The 23,940-nt window shown below is 58.9% G+C and carries 20 protein-coding genes, 2 rRNA genes and 1 riboswitch (1 of these 23 running past the window's edge); of the genes, 14 read left to right on the forward strand and 8 right to left on the reverse strand.

Going from position 1 to position 23,940, the window contains the following annotated elements:
* The 6 genes from I6L44_RS20195 to I6L44_RS20220 all read left to right on the forward strand — a co-directional run.
* Positions 1-1,994, forward strand: a 23S ribosomal RNA gene (locus tag I6L44_RS20195); it begins 896 nt to the left of the window's first position.
* Between the two features lie 80 nt (positions 1,995-2,074).
* Positions 2,075-2,189, forward strand: a 5S ribosomal RNA gene (rrf, locus tag I6L44_RS20200).
* 283 nt (positions 2,190-2,472) lie between these two features.
* Entirely contained in the window at positions 2,473-2,925 is a 453-nt protein-coding gene (locus I6L44_RS20205; protein ID WP_005349109.1) for a pullulanase, read from the forward strand.
* Between the two features lie 211 nt (positions 2,926-3,136).
* Positions 3,137-5,284 carry an adenosylcobalamin-dependent ribonucleoside-diphosphate reductase gene (locus I6L44_RS20210; protein ID WP_216952896.1) on the forward strand — a complete coding sequence of 716 codons (2,148 nt, stop codon included), beginning with the start codon at positions 3,137-3,139 and terminating at the stop codon, positions 5,282-5,284.
* A gap of 10 nt (positions 5,285-5,294) precedes the next feature.
* Entirely contained in the window at positions 5,295-5,978 is a 684-nt protein-coding gene (locus I6L44_RS20215) for an NrdJb (protein ID WP_216952897.1), read from the forward strand.
* Between the two features lie 220 nt (positions 5,979-6,198).
* The gene (locus tag I6L44_RS20220) at positions 6,199-7,569 is read left to right on the forward strand and encodes a PhoH family protein (RefSeq protein WP_005358170.1); all 1,371 of its coding nucleotides are present in this window, start codon (positions 6,199-6,201) and stop codon (positions 7,567-7,569) included.
* A gap of 67 nt (positions 7,570-7,636) precedes the next feature.
* Here I6L44_RS20220 and thiQ read toward each other — a convergent pair whose 3' ends face one another.
* From thiQ to thiB, 3 genes are read right to left on the reverse strand one after another with little or no spacing between them, the layout of a single operon-like run.
* The gene (gene thiQ / locus I6L44_RS20225; protein ID WP_216952898.1) at positions 7,637-8,344 is read right to left on the reverse strand and encodes a thiamine ABC transporter ATP-binding protein; all 708 of its coding nucleotides are present in this window, start codon (positions 8,342-8,344) and stop codon (positions 7,637-7,639) included.
* Positions 8,331-9,950 carry a thiamine/thiamine pyrophosphate ABC transporter permease gene (thiP, locus tag I6L44_RS20230; RefSeq protein WP_216952899.1) on the reverse strand — a complete coding sequence of 540 codons (1,620 nt, stop codon included), beginning with the start codon at positions 9,948-9,950 and terminating at the stop codon, positions 8,331-8,333. Before thiP ends, thiQ begins: the two co-directional genes overlap by 14 nt.
* Positions 9,947-10,927, reverse strand: a complete 981-nt coding sequence (gene thiB / locus I6L44_RS20235) for a thiamine ABC transporter substrate binding subunit (protein ID WP_139710424.1) — start codon at positions 10,925-10,927, stop codon at positions 9,947-9,949. The genes thiP and thiB overlap by 4 nt, the downstream gene beginning before the upstream one ends.
* Before the next feature lie 60 nt (positions 10,928-10,987).
* Positions 10,988-11,078: riboswitch (TPP riboswitch) on the reverse strand.
* Positions 11,079-11,167: 89 nt separating this feature from the next.
* Here thiB and I6L44_RS20240 point away from each other — a divergent pair.
* Entirely contained in the window at positions 11,168-11,458 is a 291-nt protein-coding gene (locus I6L44_RS20240) for a PilZ domain-containing protein (RefSeq protein WP_216952900.1), read from the forward strand.
* 30 nt (positions 11,459-11,488) lie between these two features.
* Here I6L44_RS20240 and I6L44_RS20245 read toward each other — a convergent pair whose 3' ends face one another.
* The 5 genes from I6L44_RS20245 to leuA all read right to left on the reverse strand — a co-directional run bounded on the left by I6L44_RS20245 (position 11,489) and on the right by leuA (position 17,419).
* Positions 11,489-12,418, reverse strand: a complete 930-nt coding sequence (locus tag I6L44_RS20245; RefSeq protein WP_216954536.1) for a transglutaminase domain-containing protein — start codon at positions 12,416-12,418, stop codon at positions 11,489-11,491.
* A gap of 117 nt (positions 12,419-12,535) precedes the next feature.
* On the reverse strand, positions 12,536-13,135 hold the full coding sequence (gene leuD, locus I6L44_RS20250; RefSeq protein ID WP_199415535.1) for a 3-isopropylmalate dehydratase small subunit: 600 nt from the start codon (positions 13,133-13,135) through the stop codon (positions 12,536-12,538).
* Positions 13,136-13,147: 12 nt separating this feature from the next.
* Positions 13,148-14,545: a 3-isopropylmalate dehydratase large subunit gene (gene leuC, locus I6L44_RS20255; protein ID WP_111900668.1), complete on the reverse strand. Its 1,398-nt coding sequence runs from the start codon at positions 14,543-14,545 to the stop codon at positions 13,148-13,150.
* A gap of 33 nt (positions 14,546-14,578) precedes the next feature.
* Positions 14,579-15,664, reverse strand: a complete 1,086-nt coding sequence (gene leuB, locus I6L44_RS20260) for a 3-isopropylmalate dehydrogenase (RefSeq protein WP_111900669.1) — start codon at positions 15,662-15,664, stop codon at positions 14,579-14,581.
* Between the two features lie 192 nt (positions 15,665-15,856).
* Positions 15,857-17,419, reverse strand: coding sequence for a 2-isopropylmalate synthase (leuA, locus tag I6L44_RS20265; RefSeq protein ID WP_058057212.1), 1,563 nt, complete (start codon positions 17,417-17,419; stop codon positions 15,857-15,859).
* A gap of 408 nt (positions 17,420-17,827) precedes the next feature.
* Here leuA and I6L44_RS20270 point away from each other — a divergent pair, with 408 nt between their 5' ends.
* From I6L44_RS20270 to I6L44_RS20300, 7 genes are all read left to right on the forward strand, one after another.
* Entirely contained in the window at positions 17,828-18,448 is a 621-nt protein-coding gene (locus I6L44_RS20270) for a TetR/AcrR family transcriptional regulator (RefSeq protein WP_005349170.1), read from the forward strand.
* A 126-nt stretch (positions 18,449-18,574) separates the two neighbouring features.
* On the forward strand, positions 18,575-19,078 hold the full coding sequence (locus tag I6L44_RS20275) for a phosphatase PAP2 family protein (RefSeq protein ID WP_199415536.1): 504 nt from the start codon (positions 18,575-18,577) through the stop codon (positions 19,076-19,078).
* Positions 19,075-20,184, forward strand: a complete 1,110-nt coding sequence (locus I6L44_RS20280; RefSeq protein WP_216952901.1) for an MJ1255/VC2487 family glycosyltransferase — start codon at positions 19,075-19,077, stop codon at positions 20,182-20,184. The genes I6L44_RS20275 and I6L44_RS20280 overlap by 4 nt, the downstream gene beginning before the upstream one ends.
* Before the next feature lie 37 nt (positions 20,185-20,221).
* On the forward strand, positions 20,222-20,374 hold the full coding sequence (locus I6L44_RS20285; protein ID WP_005339147.1) for a hypothetical protein: 153 nt from the start codon (positions 20,222-20,224) through the stop codon (positions 20,372-20,374).
* A gap of 390 nt (positions 20,375-20,764) precedes the next feature.
* Positions 20,765-22,483 carry an acetolactate synthase 3 large subunit gene (locus I6L44_RS20290; protein WP_005339146.1) on the forward strand — a complete coding sequence of 573 codons (1,719 nt, stop codon included), beginning with the start codon at positions 20,765-20,767 and terminating at the stop codon, positions 22,481-22,483.
* 91 nt (positions 22,484-22,574) lie between these two features.
* Complete coding sequence (gene ilvN / locus I6L44_RS20295) at positions 22,575-23,069, forward strand: acetolactate synthase small subunit (RefSeq protein WP_005311605.1); 495 nt, start codon at positions 22,575-22,577, stop codon at positions 23,067-23,069.
* Positions 23,070-23,178: 109 nt separating this feature from the next.
* Positions 23,179-23,805, forward strand: a complete 627-nt coding sequence (locus I6L44_RS20300) for a LysE family translocator (protein WP_216952902.1) — start codon at positions 23,179-23,181, stop codon at positions 23,803-23,805.
* Positions 23,806-23,940 lie beyond the last annotated feature (135 nt).

The following is a 23,940-nucleotide window of genomic DNA, read 5'->3' on the forward strand; positions in this document are numbered from 1 at the left end:
CAAACTCCGAATACCAGTAAGTAATATCCGGGAGACACACGGCGGGTGCTAACGTCCGTCGTGAAGAGGGAAACAACCCAGACCGCCGGCTAAGGTCCCAAAGTTCTGGTTAAGTGGGAAACGATGTGGGAAGGCTCAGACAGCTAGGATGTTGGCTTAGAAGCAGCCATCATTTAAAGAAAGCGTAATAGCTCACTAGTCGAGTCGGCCTGCGCGGAAGATGTAACGGGGCTCAAACCAGGCACCGAAGCCGCGGATTCACACTTATGTGTGAGTGGTAGGGGAGCGTTCTGTAAGTCTGCGAAGGTGTATCGAGAGGTATGCTGGAGATATCAGAAGTGCGAATGCTGACGTAAGTAACGATAAAGGGGGTGAAAAGCCTCCTCGCCGGAAGACCAAGGGTTCCTGTCCAACGTTAATCGGGGCAGGGTGAGTCGACCCCTAAGGCGAGGCCGAAAGGCGTAGTCGATGGGAAGCAGGTTAATATTCCTGCACGACTTGTAATTGCGATGGGGGGACGGAGAAGGCTAGGTGGGCCAGGCGACGGTTGTCCTGGTGAAAGTGCGTAGGTGGTGTTTCTAGGCAAATCCGGAGACACAACACTGAGACACGAGACGAACACACTACGGTGTGGAAGCCATTGATGCCCTGCTTCCAGGAAAAGCCTCTAAGCTTCAGATTACAAGTCATCGTACCCCAAACCGACACAGGTGGTCGGGTAGAGAATACCAAGGCGCTTGAGAGAACTCGGGTGAAGGAACTAGGCAAAATAGAACCGTAACTTCGGGAGAAGGTTCGCTCTTGACAGTGAAGTCCCTTGCGGATGGAGCAGTTGGGAGTCGCAGTGACCAGATGGCTGGGACTGTTTATCAAAAACACAGCACTCTGCAAACACGAAAGTGGACGTATAGGGTGTGACACCTGCCCGGTGCCGGAAGGTTAATTGATGGGGTTAGCGCAAGCGAAGCTCTTGATCGAAGCCCCGGTAAACGGCGGCCGTAACTATAACGGTCCTAAGGTAGCGAAATTCCTTGTCGGGTAAGTTCCGACCTGCACGAATGGTGTAACCATGGCCATGCTGTCTCCACCCGAGACTCAGTGAAATCGAATTCGCCGTGAAGATGCGGTGTACCCGCGGCTAGACGGAAAGACCCCGTGAACCTTTACTACAGCTTGGCACTGAACATTGAACCTACATGTGTAGGATAGGTGGGAGGCTTTGAAGGCGTGACGCCAGTTGCGCTGGAGCCGTCCTTGAAATACCACCCTTGTATGTTTGATGTTCTAACGCAGGGCCCTGAATCGGGCTCGCGGACAGTGCCTGGTGGGTAGTTTGACTGGGGCGGTCTCCTCCCAAAGAGTAACGGAGGAGCACGAAGGTTGGCTAATCCTGGTCGGACATCAGGAGGTTAGTGCAATGGCATAAGCCAGCTTAACTGCGAGACGGACAGGTCGAGCAGGTACGAAAGTAGGTCATAGTGATCCGGTGGTTCTGAATGGAAGGGCCATCGCTCAACGGATAAAAGGTACTCCGGGGATAACAGGCTGATACCGCCCAAGAGTTCATATCGACGGCGGTGTTTGGCACCTCGATGTCGGCTCATCACATCCTGGGGCTGAAGTCGGTCCCAAGGGTATGGCTGTTCGCCATTTAAAGTGGTACGCGAGCTGGGTTCAGAACGTCGTGAGACAGTTCGGTCCCTATCTGCCGTGGGCGTTGGATGATTGAAGGGAGTTGCTCCTAGTACGAGAGGACCGGAGTGAACGAACCTCTGGTGTTCGGGTTGTCACGCCAGTGGCACTGCCCGGTAGCTAAGTTCGGAATCGATAACCGCTGAAAGCATCTAAGCGGGAAGCGAGCCCTGAGATGAGTCATCCCTGACCCCTTGAGGGTCCTAAAGGGCCGTTGGAGACCACAACGTTGATAGGTGGGGTGTGTAAGCGCAGTGATGTGTTGAGCTAACCCATACTAATTACCCGTGAGGCTTAACCATACAACACCCAAGAAGTGTTTCTGGCCTTGTAGCGAATGAACGAATTACTTACGTCAGCTTTCTCAGATTGAAGATTTTTGCCTGGCGGCCATAGCGCCGTGGAACCACCTGATCCCATGCCGAACTCAGAAGTGAAACGCGGTAGCGCCGATGGTAGTGTGGCATTCGCCATGCGAGAGTAGGACACTGCCAGGCACCCAATACAAGAAACCCCGCTCATCGAGCGGGGTTTTTTATTGCCTGCAATTCAGCACGTTGCCGGATTATTAGACTTTCCCCTTCTTGTCATTCATTGATTACCCTTCTAAAGCCCCAAAAAGGCCTCTTTTCTGTTCGATATTTCCTCACTAGTTCAATGTGTTGGATATAAAAAGCACAGAATGTGATGCCTCTACCTTTCTTGTGATGCCTGCTCTGGTTTAATTCTTCAGTCCACATGGATGGACCAAGGAATCACAATAATTTAAGGAATAGACCCATGTTCAAAAGAACAGTAACGATGATGCTGGCGGCGGGAACCCTGGTATTAGGCGGTTGCGCATCCAATGGTGGTGCAGAGCAGGCGGGGGCAGACAACAGCGACTTCGGTGGCAAGTCCATCTACCTGCGCGGGGAGATGAACGACTGGATGGCGACTGATGAAAGCAAGGTAGTCAAGGTGGCCGACAAGCTCTATATGGCCAAAGGCACCCTCAAGAAAGAGTGGGCCCCCTACAAGTTCAAGTTTGCTGATTCAGGCTGGAGCTGCGGTACCAACTTTGGCTACAAGAGCCCGAGTGATGGTGTTGCCGTGTTGGGTGGTGAGGCGGTGCCGGTCAACCCCTGTTCCAAGTATGAGGACATGAAGTTCTCACCTGATGCTGATGGCGTCTACGAGTTCTATCTGAATATGGCGGGTGAAACACCGACGGTTTACGTCAAGAAGCCCTGATCTATCTCTGAGTGTTAAATCTCTCAGTAAATTAATCAGTTAAGTGCCTCGGTCCAGAAATCTGCTGGCCGGGGCATTTTTTTAGGTTAGAATCGGCGCCCTCATGGCATCAGGTTTACTATATGTTGTGTCATTAATTTTAGATGGCACCATTAGTTGTGTTTTCTGCTGTTGTCATGATGTCGATGCATTCACATAAGGTTGATTGAAAATGGCTAAATCGAACCCGGTGCTGGAGAGTGAGCTTGGCTCCCGCCTTATCCCCATGCAGGAAACGTCCCTCGAGATCTGGGATAGCAAGTATCGCCTCAAGAGCAAGGATGGCACTCCCATCGACAGCTCTATCGACGAGACCTACCAGCGGGTAGCCCGTGCGTTGGCAGAGCAGGAGCTGGAACCTGAGGCCTGGTATGAGCCGTTCCTGTGGGCACTGCGCAATGGTGCCATTCCGGCGGGCCGCATCACCTCTAATGCGGGGGCGTTTGAGCACAAGCCTGCCACTTCAACCATCAACTGTACTGTTTCCGGCACCATCGAAGATTCGATGGACGATATCCTCGGCAAGGTGCACGAGGCTGGCCTGACCCTGAAAGCCGGGTGCGGTATCGGCTATGACTTCTCGACCCTGCGCCCGCGCGGTGCCTTTGTCTCCGGTGCAGGTGCCTACACTTCCGGCCCGCTCTCCTTTATGGATATCTATGACAAGATGTGTTTCACCGTCTCGTCAGCCGGTGGCCGTCGTGGCGCCCAGATGGGCACCATGGATATCCGTCATCCTGATGTGATCGAGTTTATTCAGGCCAAGCGTGAAGATGGTCGCCTGCGTCAGTTCAACCTCTCCCTGCTCATCACCGAAGATTTCGTCAAGGCGGTGAAAGAGGATGCCCCCTGGCAGCTGATTTTCCCCTACACCGCTAAAGAGGTGGAGCAGGATGGCATTGCGCTGGACGATCCCGCTCAGGTGCTCTGGGCCGACTGGCCCAACAAGGAAGGGGTTGTATTCAACGAGTTGGGGCAGGTCGCTTGTAAGGTCTACAAGACCCTGCCAGCCCGCAAGCTGTGGAATGTCATCATGACCTCCACCTATGACTATGCAGAGCCCGGCTTCATCCTGATCGACAAGGTCAACCAGATGAACAACAACTGGTTCTGTGAAGAGATCCGCGCGACCAACCCCTGTGGTGAGCAGCCGTTGCCGCCTTACGGTGCCTGCCTGCTTGGCTCGGTCAATCTGACCAAGTTTGTGCGCGCCCCTTTTACTGAAAACGCTGCGTTCGATTGGCAGGCGTTTCGCAAGGTCGTGGCCATCTTTACCCGCATGCTCGACAACGTGGTGGAGATCAATCAGCTGCCGCTGGCCAAGCAGCGCGAGGAGATCATCAACAAGCGCCGTCATGGCATGGGCTTCCTGGGGCTTGGTTCGACCCTGACCATGCTGCAGATCAAATACGGTTCTGCCGCGTCAGTCGCCTTTACCGAGCAGGTATCTCAGGAGCTGGCGATGACCGGCTGGCAGGAGTCACTGCGTCTGGCCAAGGAGAAAGGCTCTGCCCCCATCATGGAGCAGGAGTTTGAAGTGACTGGCAAGATGCTGCGTCTGCGCCCGGAAATGGCGGCTGATGGCATCAAGGTGGGTGACAAGGTGAAGGGCAAGGTGCTGCATGCGCGCTACAGCCGTTATATGCAGCAGGTTGCCGAAGTAGATCCTGCGCTGGTCACCGAGCTGGCCGAAGTGGGTGGGCGTTTCACTCACCACAGCAGTATTGCACCGACCGGCACCATCTCGCTGTCACTGGCCAACAACGCCAGCAACGGCATTGAGCCGAGCTTTGCTCACCACTACAGCCGCAACGTCATCAAGCCGGGCAAGAAGAGCAAGGAGAGCGTAGATGTCTACTCCTTCGAGCTGTTGGCCTATCGCGAGCTGGTGAATCCGGCCGCCATGCCGTATGCCGATGATGAGGCGAGCCGTCTGCCGGACTACTTCATTACTGCTGATGACATCACCCCGGCGCAACATGTGGACATTCAGGCGGCGGCCCAGCGCTGGATCGACTCCTCCATCTCCAAGACTGCCAACGTGCCGACTGATTTCCCGTTCGAGCAGTTCAAGGACATCTACATGTATGCCTCGGACTCCGGCCTCAAGGGCTGCACCACCTTCCGCTTCAATCCGGAGGCCTTCCAGGGCGTGCTGGTGAAGGAGAAGGATCTGGAGAACACCCTGTACGATTTCACCCTGGAGGATGGCTCCGTCATCTCCGTCAAGGGGAACGAAGAGATTGAATACGATGGTGAGCTGCACACTGCTGCCAACCTCTACGATGCCTTGAAAGAAGGCTACTACGGTAAATTCTGAGAACGACATTATGGTCAAAAAGATCGACAAGAAAATCGTCGCCTACAAGGTGCGTACCAAGGATGAGCCGCAAGAAGAGCTGTCCCCGCAGGATGACGTGGTGCACATGCATGAAACCGTGCTGCGTCCGGAGCGACTGATGGGCACCACCTACAAGCTGAAGACGCCGGAGCATGTCTCCGAGCACTCGCTGTTCATCACCATCAACGACATCATTCTCAACGAGGGTACTGTTCACGAAACCCGCCGCCCGTTCGAGATCTTCATCAACTCAAAGAGCCTGGAACACTACCAGTGGATCGTTGCGCTGACCCGCATTATCTCAGCCGTATTCCGCAAAGGTGGGGATGTCACCTTCCTGGTGGAGGAGCTGCGCTCGGTGTTTGATCCCAAGGGCGGCTACTGGAACAAGGGCAAGTACGTTCCATCGCTGATCGCCGAAATTGGCAACGTGATCGAGAGCCATCTCACCGAGATCGGCATGCTCAAGGCGCCGGGGCTGGACGAGCATCAGCAGGCGTTTCTGGCCGAGAAACAGGCTGAATTGAAAGCCGCTCAGGAGGCCGAAGAGCAACAGGCTGGCAGCGGTTTCCCGGCCAATGCCGCGCTCTGCTACAAGTGCCACACCAAGGCGCTGGTGCTGAAGGATGGCTGCATGACCTGCCTCAACTGTGGCGACTCCAAGTGCGGCTGACAAACATGCTCAAGTAGTTGAACGATAGAAAAAAGACCGGCCACAGTGCCGGTCTTTGTATTGCTGTTTTTATGCGCAATCAAATTAGGCGGCCAAGTGATTTGTTGCGCGATAGTAAAATCGGGCGTAGCGTTGAGGGTAATAAAACTGTCACGGCCGTGTGGTTTCAATGACATCTGAGATTCACACACGTGGCCCTTCAGTGCCAAGGAGGATGCTTATGGACAATACGGACCGAAAGCTGTTTATCCTGGATACCAACGTTCTGCTTCACGAACCCCTCGCTATCTACTCCTTCAAAGAGCACGACGTGCTCATCCCCATGACGGTGCTGGAAGAGCTCGATAACATCAAGGATCGCAACAAGGATGTCAGCCGCGACGCGCGGGTGGCCATTCGTGCGCTGGAAGATGTCTTCCGCGATGCAACCCCGGATCAGATCACCCAGGGCGTGCCGCTGGCTGGCGAAGCGAGCGGCAATATCTGCATCTTCAGCGATCACCATCTGCCGCAGGATGCCGAGGTGTTTACCGACAAGGAGGCCGACAACCGCATCATCAACGCGGCCCTCTATCTGCAAAAGCATGAGTTGAAGCGTCAGGTGGTGCTGGTCACCAAAGACATCAACATGCGCCTCAAAGCCAAAGGGGCCGGGCTTGCTCACGTTGAAGATTACCGTAGTGACCAGTTGATCGATGATATCCGCCTGCTGGCCAAGGGTTTTCAGGTGGTGCCCGGCAGCTTCTGGGAGCGGGTTGGCGAGTGTGAGAGCGAGACCCACGGCCGCGACACCATCCATGTGATCGATGCCAACCTGCTGGAGGGGGTTCACGTAAACCAGTATCTGGTGGATGAAGAGAATTTCTTCGCAGCCCGGGTGCTCAGTCACGACGGCAACAAGATCCGCATCAAGGATCTGGGTCGCGAGCGACTGATGTCCCGCAAGGCGTGGGGTGTCCATCCCAAGAACGTCTATCAGGGGATGGCGCTGGATGCACTGCTCGATCCGCACATCGATCTGGTGATCCTGACCGGCCCGGCCGGTTGCGGCAAGACCTTGCTGGCCATGGCTGCTGCGCTGGAGCTGGTGATTGAGAAGGGCATTTACGAGAAGGTGATCGTCACCCGGAATACCCCGGAAATTGCTGAAAGCATCGGCTTTCTGCCCGGCACCGAAGAGGAGAAGATGATGCCCTGGTTGGCGGCGGTGACCGACACCCTGGAGGTGCTGCATAAGCAGGACGAGAACATGAGCGGCTCGCTCAGCTACATCATGGAGAAGGCCAACATCCAGTTCAAATCGGTCAACTTCATGCGCGGGCGCAGCATCCAGAACACCTTCGTGTTGCTGGATGAGTGCCAGAACCTGACCGCGTCCCAGATCAAGACCATCATCACCCGCTGCGGCGAGGGCACCAAGATCGTCTGCTCCGGTAACCTGGCCCAGATCGACTCCAACTACCTGAGCCCGGTGACCTCGGGTCTCACCTACATCGTCGAGCGCTTCAAGGATTTTGACGGCAGTGCCAACATCTTCCTCAACGGCGTGGTGCGCAGCCGACTGGCTTCGTTCGCCGAGGAAAATCTCTGATTTAACGGGAGCTCTGCATGTGAAAGGGGAAGCCATCCGGCTTCCCCTTTTTTGAGCCCGTCGCCGGTCATGAGCCCTGCGTACGACCCAGATAGCGTAGTAGCCCGGGATGATCGCTGTTTTGCAGAATATCCGGCTTTCCCTGCAGGGCGATCCGCCCCTCGTCCACAAACAGCACCTGATCGGCAATCAGCTGGGCATCTTCCGGATTGTGGGAGACCATCAGTACGGTAATGCCCTGCTCGCAGGCGAGGCGGGCCACTTCGGCCAGCATCTCCCGACGCAGGGCCGGATCGAGGGCCGAGAAGGGTTCATCCAGCAGCAGCAGCGGTTTGCCCCGCACCAGCGCACGGGCCAGCCCGACCCGCTGCTGCTGGCCGCCGGAGAGCTGCTCCGGCAGGCGGCTTAGCATCTCGCCGAGGCCAACCCGCGCGGCTGCATCGACCACCTGTGCCCGCTGGGCGGCACTCAGGCGCAGACCCGGGTGAAGGCCGATAGCGATGTTGTTGAACACCGACAGGTGCAGGAACAGGTTGTGATCCTGAAACAGGGTGGTGACTGGCCGCTCAGCCGGGTCCAGCGGCAACAGATCTTCGCCATCGAAGCTGAGGCTGCCTGACTCCACCGGCACGAAACCGGCGATCATCCCGAGCAGGGTCGACTTGCCTGCGCCGCTTGGGCCAATCAGTGCGGTGATCTCCCCCTTGGGCAGCTTCGCGCTGAAGCTGACGCGCCAGTCGGGGTAGCTGGTCGCAAGCATATCAATGTTCAGCATGTTTTCCTCCAAGCCCCCGTTCCACCAGCCAGAACAGGGAGAAACAGAGTGTCAGCAGCAGCAGAGCGGTGGCGGCCGCCTCGGTCAATCGATAGCTGCCAAGCTGTTGGTAGAGCAGCCAGGGCAGGGTGGTGAGCTCCTGACTGCCAAACATGGCGATGGCGCCGAGATCCCCCAGCGAGAGGATCATCGACAGCGCCATCGCCAGTGCCAGCGGGCGGCGCAGCAGCGGCCACTCCACCAGTCGCAGGCGATGCAGGCCACGTACCCCCAGGCTGTCCGCCAGCCGGTCGTATTGGCGCACCACCAGCTGCATGGGGGCTGAGAGGGTGCGCATCACATAGGGCAGCGCCATCAGGGCGTTGACCAGTACCACCAGCCAGGGGCCGAGGGCGAACACGTCGGCAAAGGGCATAAACAGGATAAAGAGACCGGTAGAGAGCACCATCGCAGGGATCATCAGGATCACCGAACCGCTGGCCTCCCACAGGGCGGCAGCTCGCCGCTGGCGGGTGCGCACCTTGAGGTGACGGCTGGTGAGCAGCAGGCCGCTGCCGAGCAGGGTCGCCAGGGTGCCTGCCGCCAGCGCAATCAGCAGCGACTGGCCGCTCGCCTGCCACAGCTTGCTTGAGGTGAGCGCTGTCAGCAGGCCGGGTTGAAGGCCTGCCATTACGATGGCAAGCAACGGTGGCAGAAAGATGGCGAGCCCGATGCTGAGCGAGAGGAGATCCACCACGGCCGTGCCTGGCTGATGGCGATCCGGCCGCAGGCAGGGACGACGGGGGGTCACCCTGCTGGCCGGGGTGCTCTGCAGCTTGTGCTGCAGGGCGAGCAGGGCGGCGGTCAGGATGAGCTGCACCAGCGCCAGTCCGCCCGCGGTGGCGAGATCGAAGTCAAAGCGCAGCGCCTGATAGACGGCCACCTCCAGCGTGGTGGATTTCGGCCCGCCTCCCAGCGCCAGCACTGTGGTGAAGCTGGTGAAGCAGAGCATAAAGATGAGGCTGGCCAGCCCCGGCAATATGCCGCGAATAAGTGGCCACTCCAGCAGCCGGAAGATGTGGGATGAGCGCATGCCGAGCTGGCTGGCAAGGCGCCAGCTCGATTCGGGGATGCTCTCTATGCTCTGCAGCATCAGCCGGGCCGCCAGTGGCATGTTGAAGAAAACGTGGGCCAGCAGGATGCCGAACAGGCCGTAGAGATAATTGCCGGGATCCAGCCCCAAGGTGCGCAGCAGCTGCGGCAGCCACCCCTGCTTGCCGTGTACCGCTACTATGCCGAAGATGGCGATGATGACTGGCAGCACCAGCGAGAGACCAAACAGCTTGATCAGCAGGGTGCGGCCAAGGAAGCGCCGCCGCGCCAGCGCGCGGGCCACCGGAATGGCCAGCCCCAGGCTCAGCAGGGTGGAGAGCAGTGCCTGCCCCAGACTGAAGCCCAGCACATGACGCAGATAAGGATCTGCGAGCAGGGTGCGGGGGGCCAGCGAACCGGCCTGCCACAACAGGGCCGCGAGCGGCCCTAGGGATAACAGCAGGATCAACAGGGTGGCTGCACTGCCTGGTAACCACCAGAGGGGACGAGCCTGTGGTTTTAGATAACGGCTCACTGGGTGACGGCTTGCAGCCACTCGCGGATCCACCCTTTGCGATTGGCGGCCACCTGATCGCTGCTGAAGGCGAGCGGCTTGGTTACGGTGATCATCTGCTCGAAGCCCTTGGGCAGCGGCGTGTCGATAACCGGATACATCCAGTTGCCGGTCGGGATTTCCTGCTGGAAGGCGGGGCTCACCATAAATTGCAGGAACTGGTCAGCCAGCTTCTCCTGTTTGGCGCTCTTCAGCTTGGCGGCCACTTCAACCTGACGGTAGTGACCCTCCTCGAAGGCGGCAGCCTGATACTGGGGCTTGCTCTCGGCAATCAGGTGATAGGCCGGAGAGGTGGTGTAGGAGAGCACCATGTCCGCTTCGCCATCGAGGAACATGCCATAAGCCTCTGACCACCCCTTGGTGACGGTGACCGTCTTTTTGGCAAGCTCGGCCCAGGCGGCAGGCGCCTTGTCGCCGTAGACAGACTTCATCCACAGCATCAGCCCCTGCCCCGGGGTGGAGGTGCGGGGATCCTGATAGATCACCTTGAGGTCGGGGCGCTCCACCAGCTCTTTCAGGCTCTTGGGCGGCTGCTTGAGTTTGTCCTTGTCATAGACGAAGGCGAAGTAGCCGTAGTCGTAGGGGACGAAGGTGTCATCCTGCCAGCCACCCGGCACCTTGATGCCATCCAGCTTGGCGGGATGGGGGGCGAACAGGCCGCTCTGCTTGGCTTCACTGATGAGGGCATCGTCGAGCCCCAGCACCAGATCGGCCTTGCTGTGGTTGCCCTCCAGCCGCAGTCGGTTGAGGATGGCGACCCCATCTTCGAGGGGAACCAGATTGAGGGTGCAGTTGCACTCTTTCTCGAAGGCCTGTTTGATCTTGGGCCCCGGACCCCACTCGGCAGTGAAGGAGCTGTAGGTGTAGACGGTGAGGGGGTCGGCGGCGAACACATTGGCCGACAGCAGGCCGGTGGTGATCAGCAGCAGGGTCTTCATGGGTGGCACTCCCTATTACTTGTTAATAACGAGGTGCCAGCGGGTGAGGGCGCAAAAAATGAGCGCCATGCCTCAAATTCCTCCGCCAGCATTATCTGGATCAGGTTCACGGGTATAATCTCAGCGGTAAACCGCACCCCGTTTGAGAAACGAACCGCATTGTATTAACGTTCTTTTGGGTAGACCAGCACAATTGTGCAATACCCATGAGATGACGCCCACCCAACAGAGGATGTTTGCGTGCTTACCAATACCAAGGAAAGGCGTGCCTTTGCGCGCATGGTCATCAATGCTCCGGTCACCGTCTATCAGCAGCAGCTGGAGCTGGAGGGGATCTGCCGGGATCTCAGTGCCAACGGCATGGGGATTGCGGTCTCTGAACACCAGCTCGACATCAATCAGCCCATCCGGATCAGTCTTGCCACCAACAACAACCTGTTGCCCCCCTTTGAAGCACATGCGCGTATTATACGGGTACTGGAGGAGGAGAGCGGGTTGCTGCTGGCGGTAGAGTTTCTGCCTCAGGGTTAATCCTCTCTCCCCATCGGCAGAGGGAGGGGATTACCCTTTCTCCTGAACCGGCTGCACGCTCAACTGCTTGCTATCGACCAGCGTTTTGCTGGTCGATGCTATTTGCCCCGCAGGCAAGGTGGCGGGGCCTGTGGGTTCGAGCAGCAGGTAGTTTTGCCCCTGCCAGTTGAGGGTCGCATCCCCCGGCTTGGCGGGCAGGTCAACAGCCAGCAGGGCATGGCCGGGGACGAACACCATGGCCTGTTTCAGCTCGGGAAAGAGCTGGGCCAGCATGGCGGCCATCAGGGTTACCTTGCTGTCGCAATCACCCCGGTTCTGTTCCAGTACCTGACGGGGCGGGAGGAAGCCCTTGCCCTGTCTTCCATTCAGGCTGTCGAGCTGCTGATAGGGGATGCTCTGGATAAAGGTGAGCATATGGGCCACGGTTTTCTGGCGCGCTTCTGTTTCGGTACTGCCCTGCTGTTTGAGCTGATCCGCCAGCGGAGCCAGCCCGCTGCGACTCTCCAGCGCGATGCGCACATGATCTTGCTTCACCGCCAGCTGCCCGTCGGGGGTGTTGAAGTACTGGAAGTAGTGTTTGGTCAGCCACGCCTGCTCCTCTTTGCTCCGCTTGGACTGCAGAAAGGCCATCGCCTCGCGTGCCTTGTCCTGATTGCGGCTTTTCAGATGCAGCTCCAGCGAGGGGCGGGAGAGGGTGAACTGCACCTCGGGGTAGTTCTGGCGCACCTTCCGCAGCAATACCTGCAATACCTCCTCCTGCATTCTGGCCGGGCGATAGGCGATGAGAGGCGGTAACTTGCCCTGTTCGAGCCGGTAGGTGAGCTGTTGGGATTTGCCTTCGCTATCCTGCCAGCCGACGCTGATCTGGCCGAGGCTGTTGTTGAAGCTGGTTTGGCTGGCCCCCGCAGGCAGGGCAAGCAGCAGGGCACAGAGCAGAGGAATTGCCGTCGGTCTCTTCATCATCCTTTCCTGTGGCACGGGCCAGTTCCGGTGGCCCAAATTGGGAAGCGTAGCGGACGGTAAAACAGGGAGCCGAAGCTCCCTGTTGATTCTACTCGTTTTTTTGCAACTGGCGCGTTAAATCCAGCTCGGCTGCTTCGCCTCAAAGGCGCTGATGGCGGCCTCGTGCTGCAGGGTCAGACCGATGGCATCCAAGCCGTTGAGCAGACAGTAACGGCGGAATTCATCGATCTCGAAACCGAAGCTGAGGCTAGCTGCGCGCACCTTATTCGCTTCCAGATCCACCTCGATCTCGATGCCCGGCTGGGCGGCCACCAGCTGGAACAGGGCATCGACCTCCTCCTCCTTCAGGCGCACCGGCACCATGCCATTGTTGATGGCGTTGCCGTAGAAGATGTCGGCAAAGCTCGGCGCTATGATGGTCTTGAAGCCGTAGTCGGCCAGCGCCCAGGGGGCGTGCTCGCGACTAGACCCGCAGCCGAAGTTCTCGCGAGCCAGCAGGATGCTGGCACCGGCGAATTGCGGTTGGTTGAGCACGAACTCGAGGTTCGGCTGCTGGCCGGCATCGTCGAGGAAGCGCCAGTCGTGGAACAGGTGCTTGCCGAAACCGATGCGGTTGACCTTCTGCAAAAACTGTTTGGGAATGATGGCGTCGGTGTCGACGTTGGCGCTGTCGAGGGGGACGACGATCCCTTTATGCTGTTTGAATCCTGTCATCGAAATGTCCTCTTACAGTGCGCGAATGTCGGCGAAGCGGCCGGTGACGGCGGCAGCGGCGGCCATGGCCGGGCTCACCAGATGGGTGCGGCCGGCGCGGCCCTGACGCCCTTCGAAGTTGCGGTTGCTGGTGGAGGCGCAGCGCTCCCCCGGTTGCAGTCGGTCGTTGTTCATGGCCAGACACATGGAGCAGCCGGGCAGGCGCCACTCAAAGCCAGCCTCGATGAAGATCTTGTCCAGACCCTCGGCTTCGGCCTGCGCCTTCACCTGCTCTGAGCCAGGCACCACCAGCGCCTGCACGCCAGCGGCGACCTTGCGACCGCGGGCGATGGCGGCGGCGGCGCGCAGATCCTCGATGCGGCTGTTGGTGCACGAGCCGATGAACACCTTGTCGATGGCGACGTCGGAGAGCTTCTGGCCCGGTTGCAAGTCCATGTAGGCCAGAGCCTTGCGGGCGGACTGCTGCTCCATCAGATCGCTAAAGGATTCCGGTGCCGGAATGGGTTCATTAACGGCAATCACCTGCCCCGGATTGGTACCCCAGGTGACCTGCGGGGCGATGTCGGCGGCGTCCAGCACCACTTCGGCATCGAAGTGGGCACCTTCATCGCTCTTGAGGCTCTGCCAGTAGGCGATGGCCTGCTCCAGTACCTCGCCCTTGGGGGCAAACTCCTTGCCACGAATGTAGTCGATGGTGGTCTGGTCGGGGGCGATCATGCCGGCCTTGGCGCCGAGCTCGATGGCCATGTTGCACACCGTCATCCGCCCTTCCATGGAGAGGTTCGCAATGGCATCGCCAGCGAACTCCACCACGTAGCCGGTACCACCGGCGTGGCCGACCTTGCCGATAATGGCCAGTACCACGTCTTTGGCGCTGATGCCCTCGGCCAGCTTGCCATTGACCGAAATGCGCATGGTCTTGGCGCGGCCCTGTTTCAGGGTCTGGGTCGCCATCACATGTTCCACTTCGGAGGTGCCGATACCGAACGCCAGCGAACCGAAGGCGCCGTGGGTGGCAGTGTGGGAGTCACCGCAGACGATGGTGGTGCCGGGCAAAGTGATGCCGAGCTCGGGGCCCATCACATGGACGATCCCCTGATATTTGTGGTTGAGATCGTAGAGGCGAACCCCGAACTCTTTGCAGTTATCGGCCAGCGTCTCCATCTGGATGCGGGCCATCTCGCCGGAGGCGGCGATGTCCTTGGTGGTGGTGGAGACGTTGTGATCCATGGTGGCCCAGGTCAGATCCGGGCGGCGCAGCTGGCGATTCATGGCGCGCAGGCCGTCGAATGCCTGCGGGCTGGTCACTTCATGCACCAGATGGCGGTCGATGTAGATGAGGGGGGTCTCCTCCTCCACTTCCCGTACCACGTGGGCGTCGAATACTTTCTGATAGAGGGTCTTGGCCATTGCTTCTCTCTTCCTTGTTCTCTGTTATGTGGCTCAGATCCGGGCGGCGATCTGGCTACCCATCTCGGACGTGCTCTGCACCGGATGGCGGGCGCTGGCCTGATGCAGGTCGGCGGTGAAGTAACCCTCGGCCAGGGTCTGGGCCACGGCCTGCTCAATGGCCTGGGCGGCAGCCTCTTGGCCTAGGCTGCAACGCAGCATCAGGGCGGCGGAGAGGATCTGGGCAATGGGATTCGCAATACCCTTGCCGGCGATATCCGGGGCCGAACCACCGGCCGGTTCGAACAGGCCGAAACCCGATTCGTTGAGGCTGGCGGAGGGGAGCAGCCCCATGGAGCCAGTGATCATGGCACACTCGTCGGAGAGAATGTCGCCAAACAGGTTGGAGCAGAGCAGCACATCGAACTGGGATGGATCCTTGATGAGCTGCATAGTGGCGTTGTCGATATACATATGGTTCAGTTCGACATCGGGATAATCCTTGGCAACTTGCGTCACCACCTCGCGCCACAGAATGGAAGAGGCGAGCACGTTGGCCTTGTCGATGGAGGTGACCTTGCCACGGCGCACACGCGCCGACTCAAAGGCAATCTTGGCGATGCGCTCAATCTCGAAGCGGTGATACACCTCTGTGTCGAACGCCTTCTCTTTCGCGCCTTCTCCCTCGCGCCCCTTGGGCTGGCCGAAGTAGATGCCGCCGGTCAGCTCGCGTACGCAGGCGATGTCAAAACCGCGATCCGAGATGTCGGCACGCAGCGGGGAGAACTGTTCCAGACCGGTGTAGATGCGGGCCGGGCGCAGGTTGCAGAACAGTTTGAAGTGGGCACGCAGGGGCAGCAGGGCACCACGCTCAGGCTGATCGTTGGGCGGCAGATGCTCCCATTTCGGGCCGCCCACCGAGCCAAACAGCACGGCATCGGCCGCTTCGCAGCCTTTGATCGTGCTTTGCGGCAGCGGGGTGCCGTGGTTGTCGATGGCGATGCCGCCCACGTCATGGTTATCATACTCGAAGGCGAGGCCGAACCTGGCCTGCACCTTCTCCAGCACCTTGACGGCTTCGGCCATCACTTCCGGGCCAATGCCGTCACCCGGCAATACTGCGATCCGATAACTGCTCATACACTCTCCATCCTGATATTGTCTTTGAGATCCCTCTGTCCGGTTTCCCCGACGCTGCGCGCGGTTGCCGGTTCAGACGTTCCCCGTCTTGATGTTGTCATTCCATGCCGTCTGTGTGGCAGCGAGTCCTGCTCAGACGGTTTCCGATTTGATGCTGTCATTCCATTCCGTCTGTTTGGTACCGAGCCCTGTTCAGACGGTTTCTGATTTGATGCTGTTATTGCGTTCCATCTGCTCGGCGACCTGATCGGCGCGCCAGATGCTGTTGATCACATGGAGCAGGGCGTGGGCCGAGGATTCGATGATGTCGGTGGCCAGTCCCATGCCGTGGAATTTGCGCCCTTTGTACTCGGCGACGATATCGACCTGACCGAGGGCATCTTCCCCTTCGCCCTTGCTCTTGAGGGCGTATTTGTCGATGCGGATCTCATAGCCGGTGATGCGGTTGATGCACTGGTAGACCGCATCCACCGGGCCATTGCCGGTGGCCGCTTCACAGATCAGATCCTGACCCACCTTCAATTTGACCGAGGCGGTGGCCAGTACCGAGCTGCCGCTCTGCACCCCGAGGTACTCCAGTTTGAAGTGCTCCGGCTCTTCGTGGATTTGGCTGAAGAAGGCCAGCGCTTCGAGGTCGTAGTCGAACACCTGACCCTTCTTGTCGGCCAGGGTCAGGAATTTGCCATAGAGGTGGTCGAGGTCGTAGCTGCTCTCGGCATAACCCATGGACTCCATCCGGTGCTTGATAACGTGGCGGCCGGAGCGGGAGGTCATGTTGAGGTTGTTCTGGGTCAGGCCGATGCTCTCGGGAGTGATGATTTCGTAGGTATTTTTCGCCTTGAGCACCCCATCCTGATGGATGCCGGAGCTGTGGGAGAAGGCGTTGGCCCCGACGATCGCCTTGTTGGGCTGCACCGGCATGTTGCAGAGCTGGCTGACCAGCGTGCTGGTGCGATGAATTTCGCTGTGGCGGATATTTGTTTGTACCCCGAGCAGGTCGGCGCGGGTTTTGAGGATCATCGCGACCTCTTCCAGCGAGCAGTTGCCCGCCCGCTCGCCGATGCCGTTGATGGTGCACTCGATCTGGCGGGCCCCCATCTGCACCGCGCCGATGGAGTTGGCCACCGAGAGCCCCAGATCATCGTGGCAGTGGACCGAGATGATCGCCTTGTCGATGTTGGGTACCCGGTTGAACAGGGTGTGGATGATGCCGGAGAACTCGGTTGGTACCGTGTAGCCCACGGTATCGGGGATATTGATGGTGCGGGCGCCAGCCTTGATGGCGGCCTCCACCATGCGGCAGAGATTATCGATCGGCGTGCGGCCCGCATCCTCGCAGGAGAACTCCACATCATCGGTGTAGCGCAGGGCGTGCTTGATGGCGCCGACCCCCATCTCCAGCACATCTTCGAAGCTCTTTTTCAGCTTGCTCTCCACATGGATGGAGGAGGTGGAGATAAAGGTGTGGATGCGAAACGCCTCGGCGACCCGCAAGGCTTCGCCGGCGGCGTCGATATCCTTGGGCAGGGCGCGGGCGAGGGCGCAGACCCGGCTGTTTTTGATGTGGCGGGCGATGGTCTGCACCGATTGAAAATCGCCGGGAGAAGAGACCGGGAAGCCCACCTCCATGACGTCGACACCGAGCCGCTCCAGTGCCTGGGCGATCTGCAGCTTCTCCTTGACTGTCAAACTGGCCGCCAGGGCCTGCTCACCATCACGCAAGGTGGTGTCGAATATGATGACCCGATCTGACATGTGACTTCCCTCTTCCTAAGTTCGGTAACGTGCATCCTGCGGCGGCATAAAAAAACCCGTGCAGGGTGCACGGGTTTTTGTAAATTCCGGCTATGCCTTAGCCCGGCTACAAGGATCCCGCGCGAGTTAACGCGATTAGGGAGATTAGTAGTAGCGGGGTGGCGATACGCATGACGTTGTTATTCCTTCCAGTCGATAACGCTTTTACCAATATCGAGATTTTTATGCTGTGTCAACACGGAAGGTCAGGGGCAATCTGCTGACGTATTTAATCGGATTGTAAAGGATTGCAAATTTCCTTGTCCCATATTCGGCCCATGACCGATTATCTGGTCATTCCTGCTGTGCTCTATTCTCTGCACAACCAGATCGACTTATCAGCATTGGCTGAATTATCTGAGGTGTTAAATGGAAAAACGTAGACCTGGTCGTCCGGTCGGACGTTCTGACATTCGTGACAAGTTGCTTGCTGCCGCCCGTGAGCGTTTTCTCAATACTCCCTATAGCAAGGTGACTACACGCGAAATCGCGGAGCTTGCTGGCTCCAATCTGGCAATGATCCACTACTACTTCGGCAGTAAAGAGGGTCTTTACAAAGCGGTGCTGGGCGATGTCGCCGAGCCCCTCGACCATGCCTGGCAAGATGAACACAGCAATCACAGCCTCAACGAGCTGCTCAACACCTACTATCAGGTGATGGCGCCCAACAGCGAGCTGACCTCTGCCATCTCCAGCGCATTGTCGACCGAGAAGAGCCCGGGCCGGGATTTTGTGCTGAACCGCCTGCTGGAACGCCAGCTGCCGCAGTTCGATGCCCTGCTGGAAACAATGAAGTCCAACGGCGAGCTGGGTGACAATCTGGATCCCGACATGCTGAAGATCTCCTTCCTCAGCATGATGTGGCAGCCATTCGTGATGAAAGATCTCTACGAGCAGGTGTTTGGCCTGAAAGTGGATGAGCACTTCATGGCCCGTCTGGCGGACCACAACTGCCGTCTGATGGAGACCGGTCTGCGCGGCAGCCACTGATTTTGCCGCAACATCGAGATTAAAAAGGGCCATTCGGCCCTTTTTTCATAAATCTGTTATCCCTTGTTCAACGTAACGTCATCCCGCTTTCTTACTCTGCAAGCAGAATTCAGGGAAGGAGGGGATATGAACAAGATCCAGCAATGGGACCTGCAGGTGTGCCGGGTCTGCCTGCTTCACGGCTACAACCGGCAGCAGGCGAGGGTGAGTCGTCTCATTTCCCGTACCGGTGATGGCCCGCTTTACGTCGTGCTGGCCGCCCTGCTCTGGTGGCAGGGGGAAGCAGAGCGGGAGCTGGTGCGACTGGCGCTACTTGCCTTCGTCATCGAACTGCCCCTCTATCTGCTGCTGAAAAACAGCCTGAAACGGCAACGGCCGGTCGGCTTGCCGGTCTTTATCACCCCCTCCGATCGTTACAGCCTCCCCTCCGGCCACACCGCCGCCGCTTTTCTGATGGCCACCATACTGGCCACCGGCTTTCCGCTCTGGGCACCCCTGCTGTTTGGTTGGGCGGCGCTGGTGGGAGCATCCCGGCTGCTGCTCGGGGTACACTACCTGAGCGATCTGGTGGCCGGTGCCCTGCTGGGGGGCGGTTGCGCCGTGCTGGCGCTCGGCTGGAGCCACTCATGAGGATACTGTTCGGGGTGCAAGGCACCGGCAACGGTCATATCAGTCGCAGTCGCACCCTGGCGCGGGCGCTGCGCACGGCAGGGGTCGAGGTGGATTATCTCTTTAGCGGCCGCCCTGCCGACCGCTACTTCGACATGGAGGAGTTCGGCGCCTACCGCGCCTTTCCCGGCCTCACTTTTGTCAGCCACGAGGGGCGAGTTTCTCCGTGGCGCACCCTGCAGGCCGCCTCGCCGCTCACTTTCTGGCGGGATCTGCGGTCTCTCGATTGCAGCGAATACGATCTGGTGGTGAGCGATTTTGAGCCGCTGACCGCCCACGCCGCCCGCCGCTATGGCAAACCGAGCCTCACCGTCAGCCATCAGGCCAGCTTCAACTGGCCCATCCCGCGCTGGGGGGAGGATGGGGTCAGCCGCCAGCTGATGCGCCACTTTGCCCCGGTGGATCAGCCGCTCGGGCTGCACTGGTTTCACTTCGGCCACCCTTTGCTGCCGCCGGTGATCGACCCCATCACCGCTGCGCCGGATAACGGCGAGATCCTGGTCTATCTGCCGTTCGAGCAGACCGAGGCGATCGCTGCCCTGTTGTCGCGCTTTGGTCAGCAACGCTTCGTCTGCTTTCACCCCGCCATTCGCACCCCGAGCCAATGGCGCAACCTGCGCTTCGAGCCGCCGTCACGGCACGGGTTTATCGCCGTACTGGCCGGTTGTCGCGGCGTGATATCCAACGCGGGTTTCGAGCTGGGTTCCGAGGCGCTCACCCTCGGCAAGAAGCTGTTGGTCAAGCCCCTCGGCGGCCAGTTCGAGCAGCTGACCAATGGCAAGACTCTGGAGATGATGGGGCTGGCAACTCTGATGGATGTGCTCGATGCCAATCTGGTGCGTACCTGGCTCGACAGCGCCTCGCCGGGGGCTGTCTGTTACCCCGATGTAGCGGGGGAGCTGGCCCGCTGGTTGGCTGCGGGCGCTGACGAGAGCGTGGCCTCTCTGTCGCGGCGGCTCTGGGCGCGCACCCTGTTTCCGGAGGAGGTGAGTGATCGCCTGAGCGAGCTGGATGGGGGCGACTGTTTATCCAGTTGCTGGTTATCGCAAGTGAGCGTTGTTGACTAGACTGAAAGGCGATCCCACCAAGGAGAGGACGGAGCAAATGCGCTTTACCAATGAAAACGGCGAAGTCATGAACCTGGCTGACAATCTTACCCTGCACGAGTTGCTCGATATGGGTGTCAGCATTTCGGTCAGTGAAGAGACCGATCCGGATCAGCAGATCTGGTTGGCGGAGCCGGATCAGGAGAACTGAGTCATCATTCGGCATCAAGCCCACCGCTGAGCGGTGGGCTTTTTTGTGGCTGTTTTTCCCCTCAGCGGAATGATCCGCTGGCCATTCCCCGACTTCCTTCCCTTTTGTCTCATGGTCGCTGCGGCAAGTCATTGAATGTTAATAGCCGGTTGAAATGTATGACTGTTCTGGTCAGATAAAGCCGTGGACAAGCGTTATGAAGCGGGTTAAGTTGGTTTTTCACCCTATTTTCGGGTGAATGACGGAAAAATCCTTTTTTTCTACTGTCGACGGGGCTGAATTGGGCCGATCTGCATTCAGATAACAACAAGAAACGGATCGGGCCGTGCCGGGAAGCACGGCATCGTCGGCGGGATTCGCTAAACGGAGCAAAGCCTGGAGGGCTTTATCATGGAGATGTTATCAGGCGCCCAGATGGTGGTTAGAGCGCTGGAAGATCAGGGAGTTGAGCACGTCTTCGGCTACCCTGGTGGCTCAGTGCTCGACATCTATGACGCTCTCTTCGAAAACGGCAAGATGGAGCATGTCTTAGTGCGGCACGAGCAAGCCGCGGTTCACATGGCTGACGGTTACGCCCGTTCCACCGGCAAGGTGGGGACTGTGCTGGTAACGTCAGGCCCGGGAGCGACCAACTGCATTACCGGTATTGCCACCGCCTATATGGATTCCATTCCGCTGGTGATCCTCTCCGGCCAGGTGCCGACCAGCATGATCGGTGAGGATGCGTTCCAGGAGACCGACATGATCGGTATCTCCCGCCCGGTGGTGAAGCACAGCTTCCTGTGCAAGAAGGCGAGCGATATTCCCGAGGCCATCAAGAAGGCCTACTACATTGCCGCCAGCGGCCGCCCGGGGCCGGTGGTGGTGGATCTGCCCAAAGATGTGCAGAACCCGAAAGAAAAATTCCCCTACCAGTATCCCGAGACGGTCTCCCTGCGCTCCTACAACCCGACCAAGTCTGGCCATAAAGGGCAGATCAAGCGGGCAGCCAAGCTGCTGGTAGAAGCCCAGCGCCCGGTGATGTACGTGGGCGGTGGCGCCATCAACGCCAATGCGGACCATCTGGTGACCAAACTAGCGGAGCTGCTGAACCTGCCGGTGACCACCACCCTGATGGGGCTGGGGGCCTTCTCCGGCGTCCATCCGCAATTTATCGGCATGCTGGGGATGCACGGCACCTTCGAAGCCAACAAGACCATGCACAACGCGGATCTCATCTTCGCCGTCGGTGCCCGCTTCGATGACCGAGTCACCAACAACGTGGCCAAGTTCTGCCCCAATGCGACCGTGGTCCATATCGATATCGACCCCACCTCCATCTCCAAAACGGTGCAGGCCCATGTGCCCATCGTCGGCTCGGTGGAAACCGTGTTGGAGCAGATGCTGGAAGTGATCCGCGAGTGTGGCTTCGATAACGACAAGGAGGCGCTGGCGGACTGGTGGAGCCAGATCAACCAGTGGCGCTCCCGTCACTGTCTGGCCTACGAAAAGTCGGCCACCCAGATCAAGCCGCAACAGGTTATCGAGACCCTCTACAAGGTGACTCAGGGTCAGGCGTTCGTTGCCTCCGACGTGGGCCAGCACCAGATGTTTGCTGCCCTCTACTACCCGTTTGCCAAACCGCGCCAGTGGATCAACTCAGGGGGCCTCGGCACCATGGGCTTCGGTATTCCGGCCGCCATGGGGGCCCAGTTTGCCAACCCGGATGCGGTGGTCTGCTGCGTCACCGGTGACGGCTCGGTGCAGATGAACATTCAGGAGCTCTCTACCTGCATGCAGTACGGGGTGCCCATCAAGATCATCTCCATCAACAACCGTGCGCTGGGCATGGTCAAGCAGTGGCAGAAGATGTTCTACGGCGGTCGTCACAGCCACTCTTACATGGAGTCCCTGCCAGACTTCGTCAAACTGGCGGAAGCCTACGGCCACGTCGGTATCGCGGTGAGCGATCCGGCGGAGCTGGAGAGCGCCATGGAGAAGGCCTTCGCCATGAAGGATCGGCTGGTGTTCATGGATATCTCGGTCGACCCGGATGAGCACGTCTATCCGATGCAGATCAAGTTTGGTGCCATGGACGAGATGTGGCTGAGCAAGACGGAGAGAACCTGACGATGGAACATATTATTTCGGTCGTACCCAAGGAGCTCATGTTTGGTTCCATCAAGGACGAGATGTGGCTGAGCAAGGCGGGGGAAATATCATGAGACATATAATTTCCGTTCTGCTGGAGAACGAATCCGGCGCCCTGAGCCGCGTGGTGGGCCTCTTCTCCCAGCGCGGTTACAACATCGAGACCCTGACGGTCGCGCCGACCGAGGATCCTACCCTGTCGCGGATGACCATAGTCACCATGGGTGACGAGCGGGTGTTGGAGCAGATCCAGAAGCAGCTGCACAAGCTGGTGGATGTGCTCAAGGTGTGTGACTTGAGCGAAGGGGAGCATATCGAGCGGGAGATCGCGCTGGTCAAGGCGCGCGCTGCCGGTGGGGCTCGTGACGAGCTGAAACGGCTGGCGGATATCTTCCGCGGTCAGATCGTCGATGTTACCCCCGAGCAGTACACGGTGCAGCTGGTAGGGACCAGCGAGAAGCTGGATGCCTTTATCAAGACTGCCGCCCAGACCAACGAGATCATCGAAGTGGTGCGCTCCGGTGTCTGCGGCATCTCGCGGGCGGACAAGGCGCTGCGGCCCTGATGGTTGGCGGGACAGCTGATGACGTGTCAGCTGCCGCAGAGTGAAAGAAAAGAGGGCTCTGCGGAGCCCTTTTTGTTTGGTTTTACTTTGCTTTATGAGGATAGGGGTGATGTTCGGTATTCATGATCTTGCACTGTTTATGGTCTCGGGGTTGCTGCTCAATATCATGCCGGGGCCGGACTCCCTGCTGGTCATGCTGCGCAGCGGCTCGCAAGGGTGGCGTGCCGGTTCGGTCGCGACCCTTGGCATCGGCACCGGTGTCATGGTGCATGTGCTGGCGGCGGCGCTGGGTCTGTCGGCTCTGCTCAGTGCGTCGGCCGAGCTGTTTGCCCTCATCAAGCTGGCTGGGGCCATCTACCTCATCTATCTGGGGTTCTCCCTGCTGCGCCAGCAAGCAACGAGTTCAATGGAGAGAGGAGCCACGTTATCCGCCCTCTCCTATGGCCAGATTTACCGGCAGGGGGTGCTGACCAATGTGCTCAACCCCAAGGTAGCGCTCTTTTTCCTCGCCTTCGTGCCCCAGTTCATCGCACCGGATGCCCCCGACAAGGCGTTCGCCTTTATCCTGCTCGGCTGCATCTTCAACCTGGGCGGTATCATCTGGTGTCACCTGTTGGTCTTTACCACCGTCTATGCCAGCCATAGGGTTCGCTTGTCACAGCGTCTTGGTCGCTGGCTCAACCGGGGCATTGGCACCCTGTTTGTCGGGCTCGGGATCAAGCTCGCCAGTGACTAGCGCGCGGCTTTCTGACCTGAGGCAGATTATCGTGCGCCGCGCTGTGCTATGGTCGGCAGTCAGCTGCGGGGCCAGCCCCGCTCTCTCTTTTTCAGGTCAGCCCCACTGGCCGCAGCAGCGAGATCCCTTGCCCAG

Source organism: Aeromonas sp. FDAARGOS 1414 (assembly GCF_019047065.1).
Lineage (GTDB): Bacteria > Pseudomonadota > Gammaproteobacteria > Enterobacterales > Aeromonadaceae > Aeromonas > Aeromonas veronii_A.

Coding starts and splice junctions, on each gene's coding strand:
- I6L44_RS20300 (WP_216952902.1), top strand. CDS start 23,179: ATGTTCGGTATTCATGATCTTGCACTGTTTATGGTCTCGGGGTTGCTG.
- leuB (WP_111900669.1), bottom strand. CDS start 15,664: ATGAGCAGTTATCGGATCGCAGTATTGCCGGGTGACGGCATTGGCCCG.
- I6L44_RS20245 (WP_216954536.1), bottom strand. CDS start 12,418: ATGAAGAGACCGACGGCAATTCCTCTGCTCTGTGCCCTGCTGCTTGCC.
- thiQ (WP_216952898.1), bottom strand. CDS start 8,344: ATGCTGAACATTGATATGCTTGCGACCAGCTACCCCGACTGGCGCGTC.
- leuC (WP_111900668.1), bottom strand. CDS start 14,545: ATGGCCAAGACCCTCTATCAGAAAGTATTCGACGCCCACGTGGTACGG.
- thiB (WP_139710424.1), bottom strand. CDS start 10,927: ATGAAGACCCTGCTGCTGATCACCACCGGCCTGCTGTCGGCCAATGTG.
- leuA (WP_058057212.1), bottom strand. CDS start 17,419: ATGTCAGATCGGGTCATCATATTCGACACCACCTTGCGTGATGGTGAG.
- I6L44_RS20205 (WP_005349109.1), top strand. CDS start 2,473: ATGTTCAAAAGAACAGTAACGATGATGCTGGCGGCGGGAACCCTGGTA.
- I6L44_RS20275 (WP_199415536.1), top strand. CDS start 18,575: ATGAACAAGATCCAGCAATGGGACCTGCAGGTGTGCCGGGTCTGCCTG.
- I6L44_RS20215 (WP_216952897.1), top strand. CDS start 5,295: ATGGTCAAAAAGATCGACAAGAAAATCGTCGCCTACAAGGTGCGTACC.
- I6L44_RS20285 (WP_005339147.1), top strand. CDS start 20,222: ATGCGCTTTACCAATGAAAACGGCGAAGTCATGAACCTGGCTGACAAT.
- I6L44_RS20270 (WP_005349170.1), top strand. CDS start 17,828: ATGGAAAAACGTAGACCTGGTCGTCCGGTCGGACGTTCTGACATTCGT.
- I6L44_RS20220 (WP_005358170.1), top strand. CDS start 6,199: ATGGACAATACGGACCGAAAGCTGTTTATCCTGGATACCAACGTTCTG.
- ilvN (WP_005311605.1), top strand. CDS start 22,575: ATGAGACATATAATTTCCGTTCTGCTGGAGAACGAATCCGGCGCCCTG.
- I6L44_RS20290 (WP_005339146.1), top strand. CDS start 20,765: ATGGAGATGTTATCAGGCGCCCAGATGGTGGTTAGAGCGCTGGAAGAT.
- leuD (WP_199415535.1), bottom strand. CDS start 13,135: ATGACAGGATTCAAACAGCATAAAGGGATCGTCGTCCCCCTCGACAGC.
- I6L44_RS20210 (WP_216952896.1), top strand. CDS start 3,137: ATGGCTAAATCGAACCCGGTGCTGGAGAGTGAGCTTGGCTCCCGCCTT.
- I6L44_RS20280 (WP_216952901.1), top strand. CDS start 19,075: ATGAGGATACTGTTCGGGGTGCAAGGCACCGGCAACGGTCATATCAGT.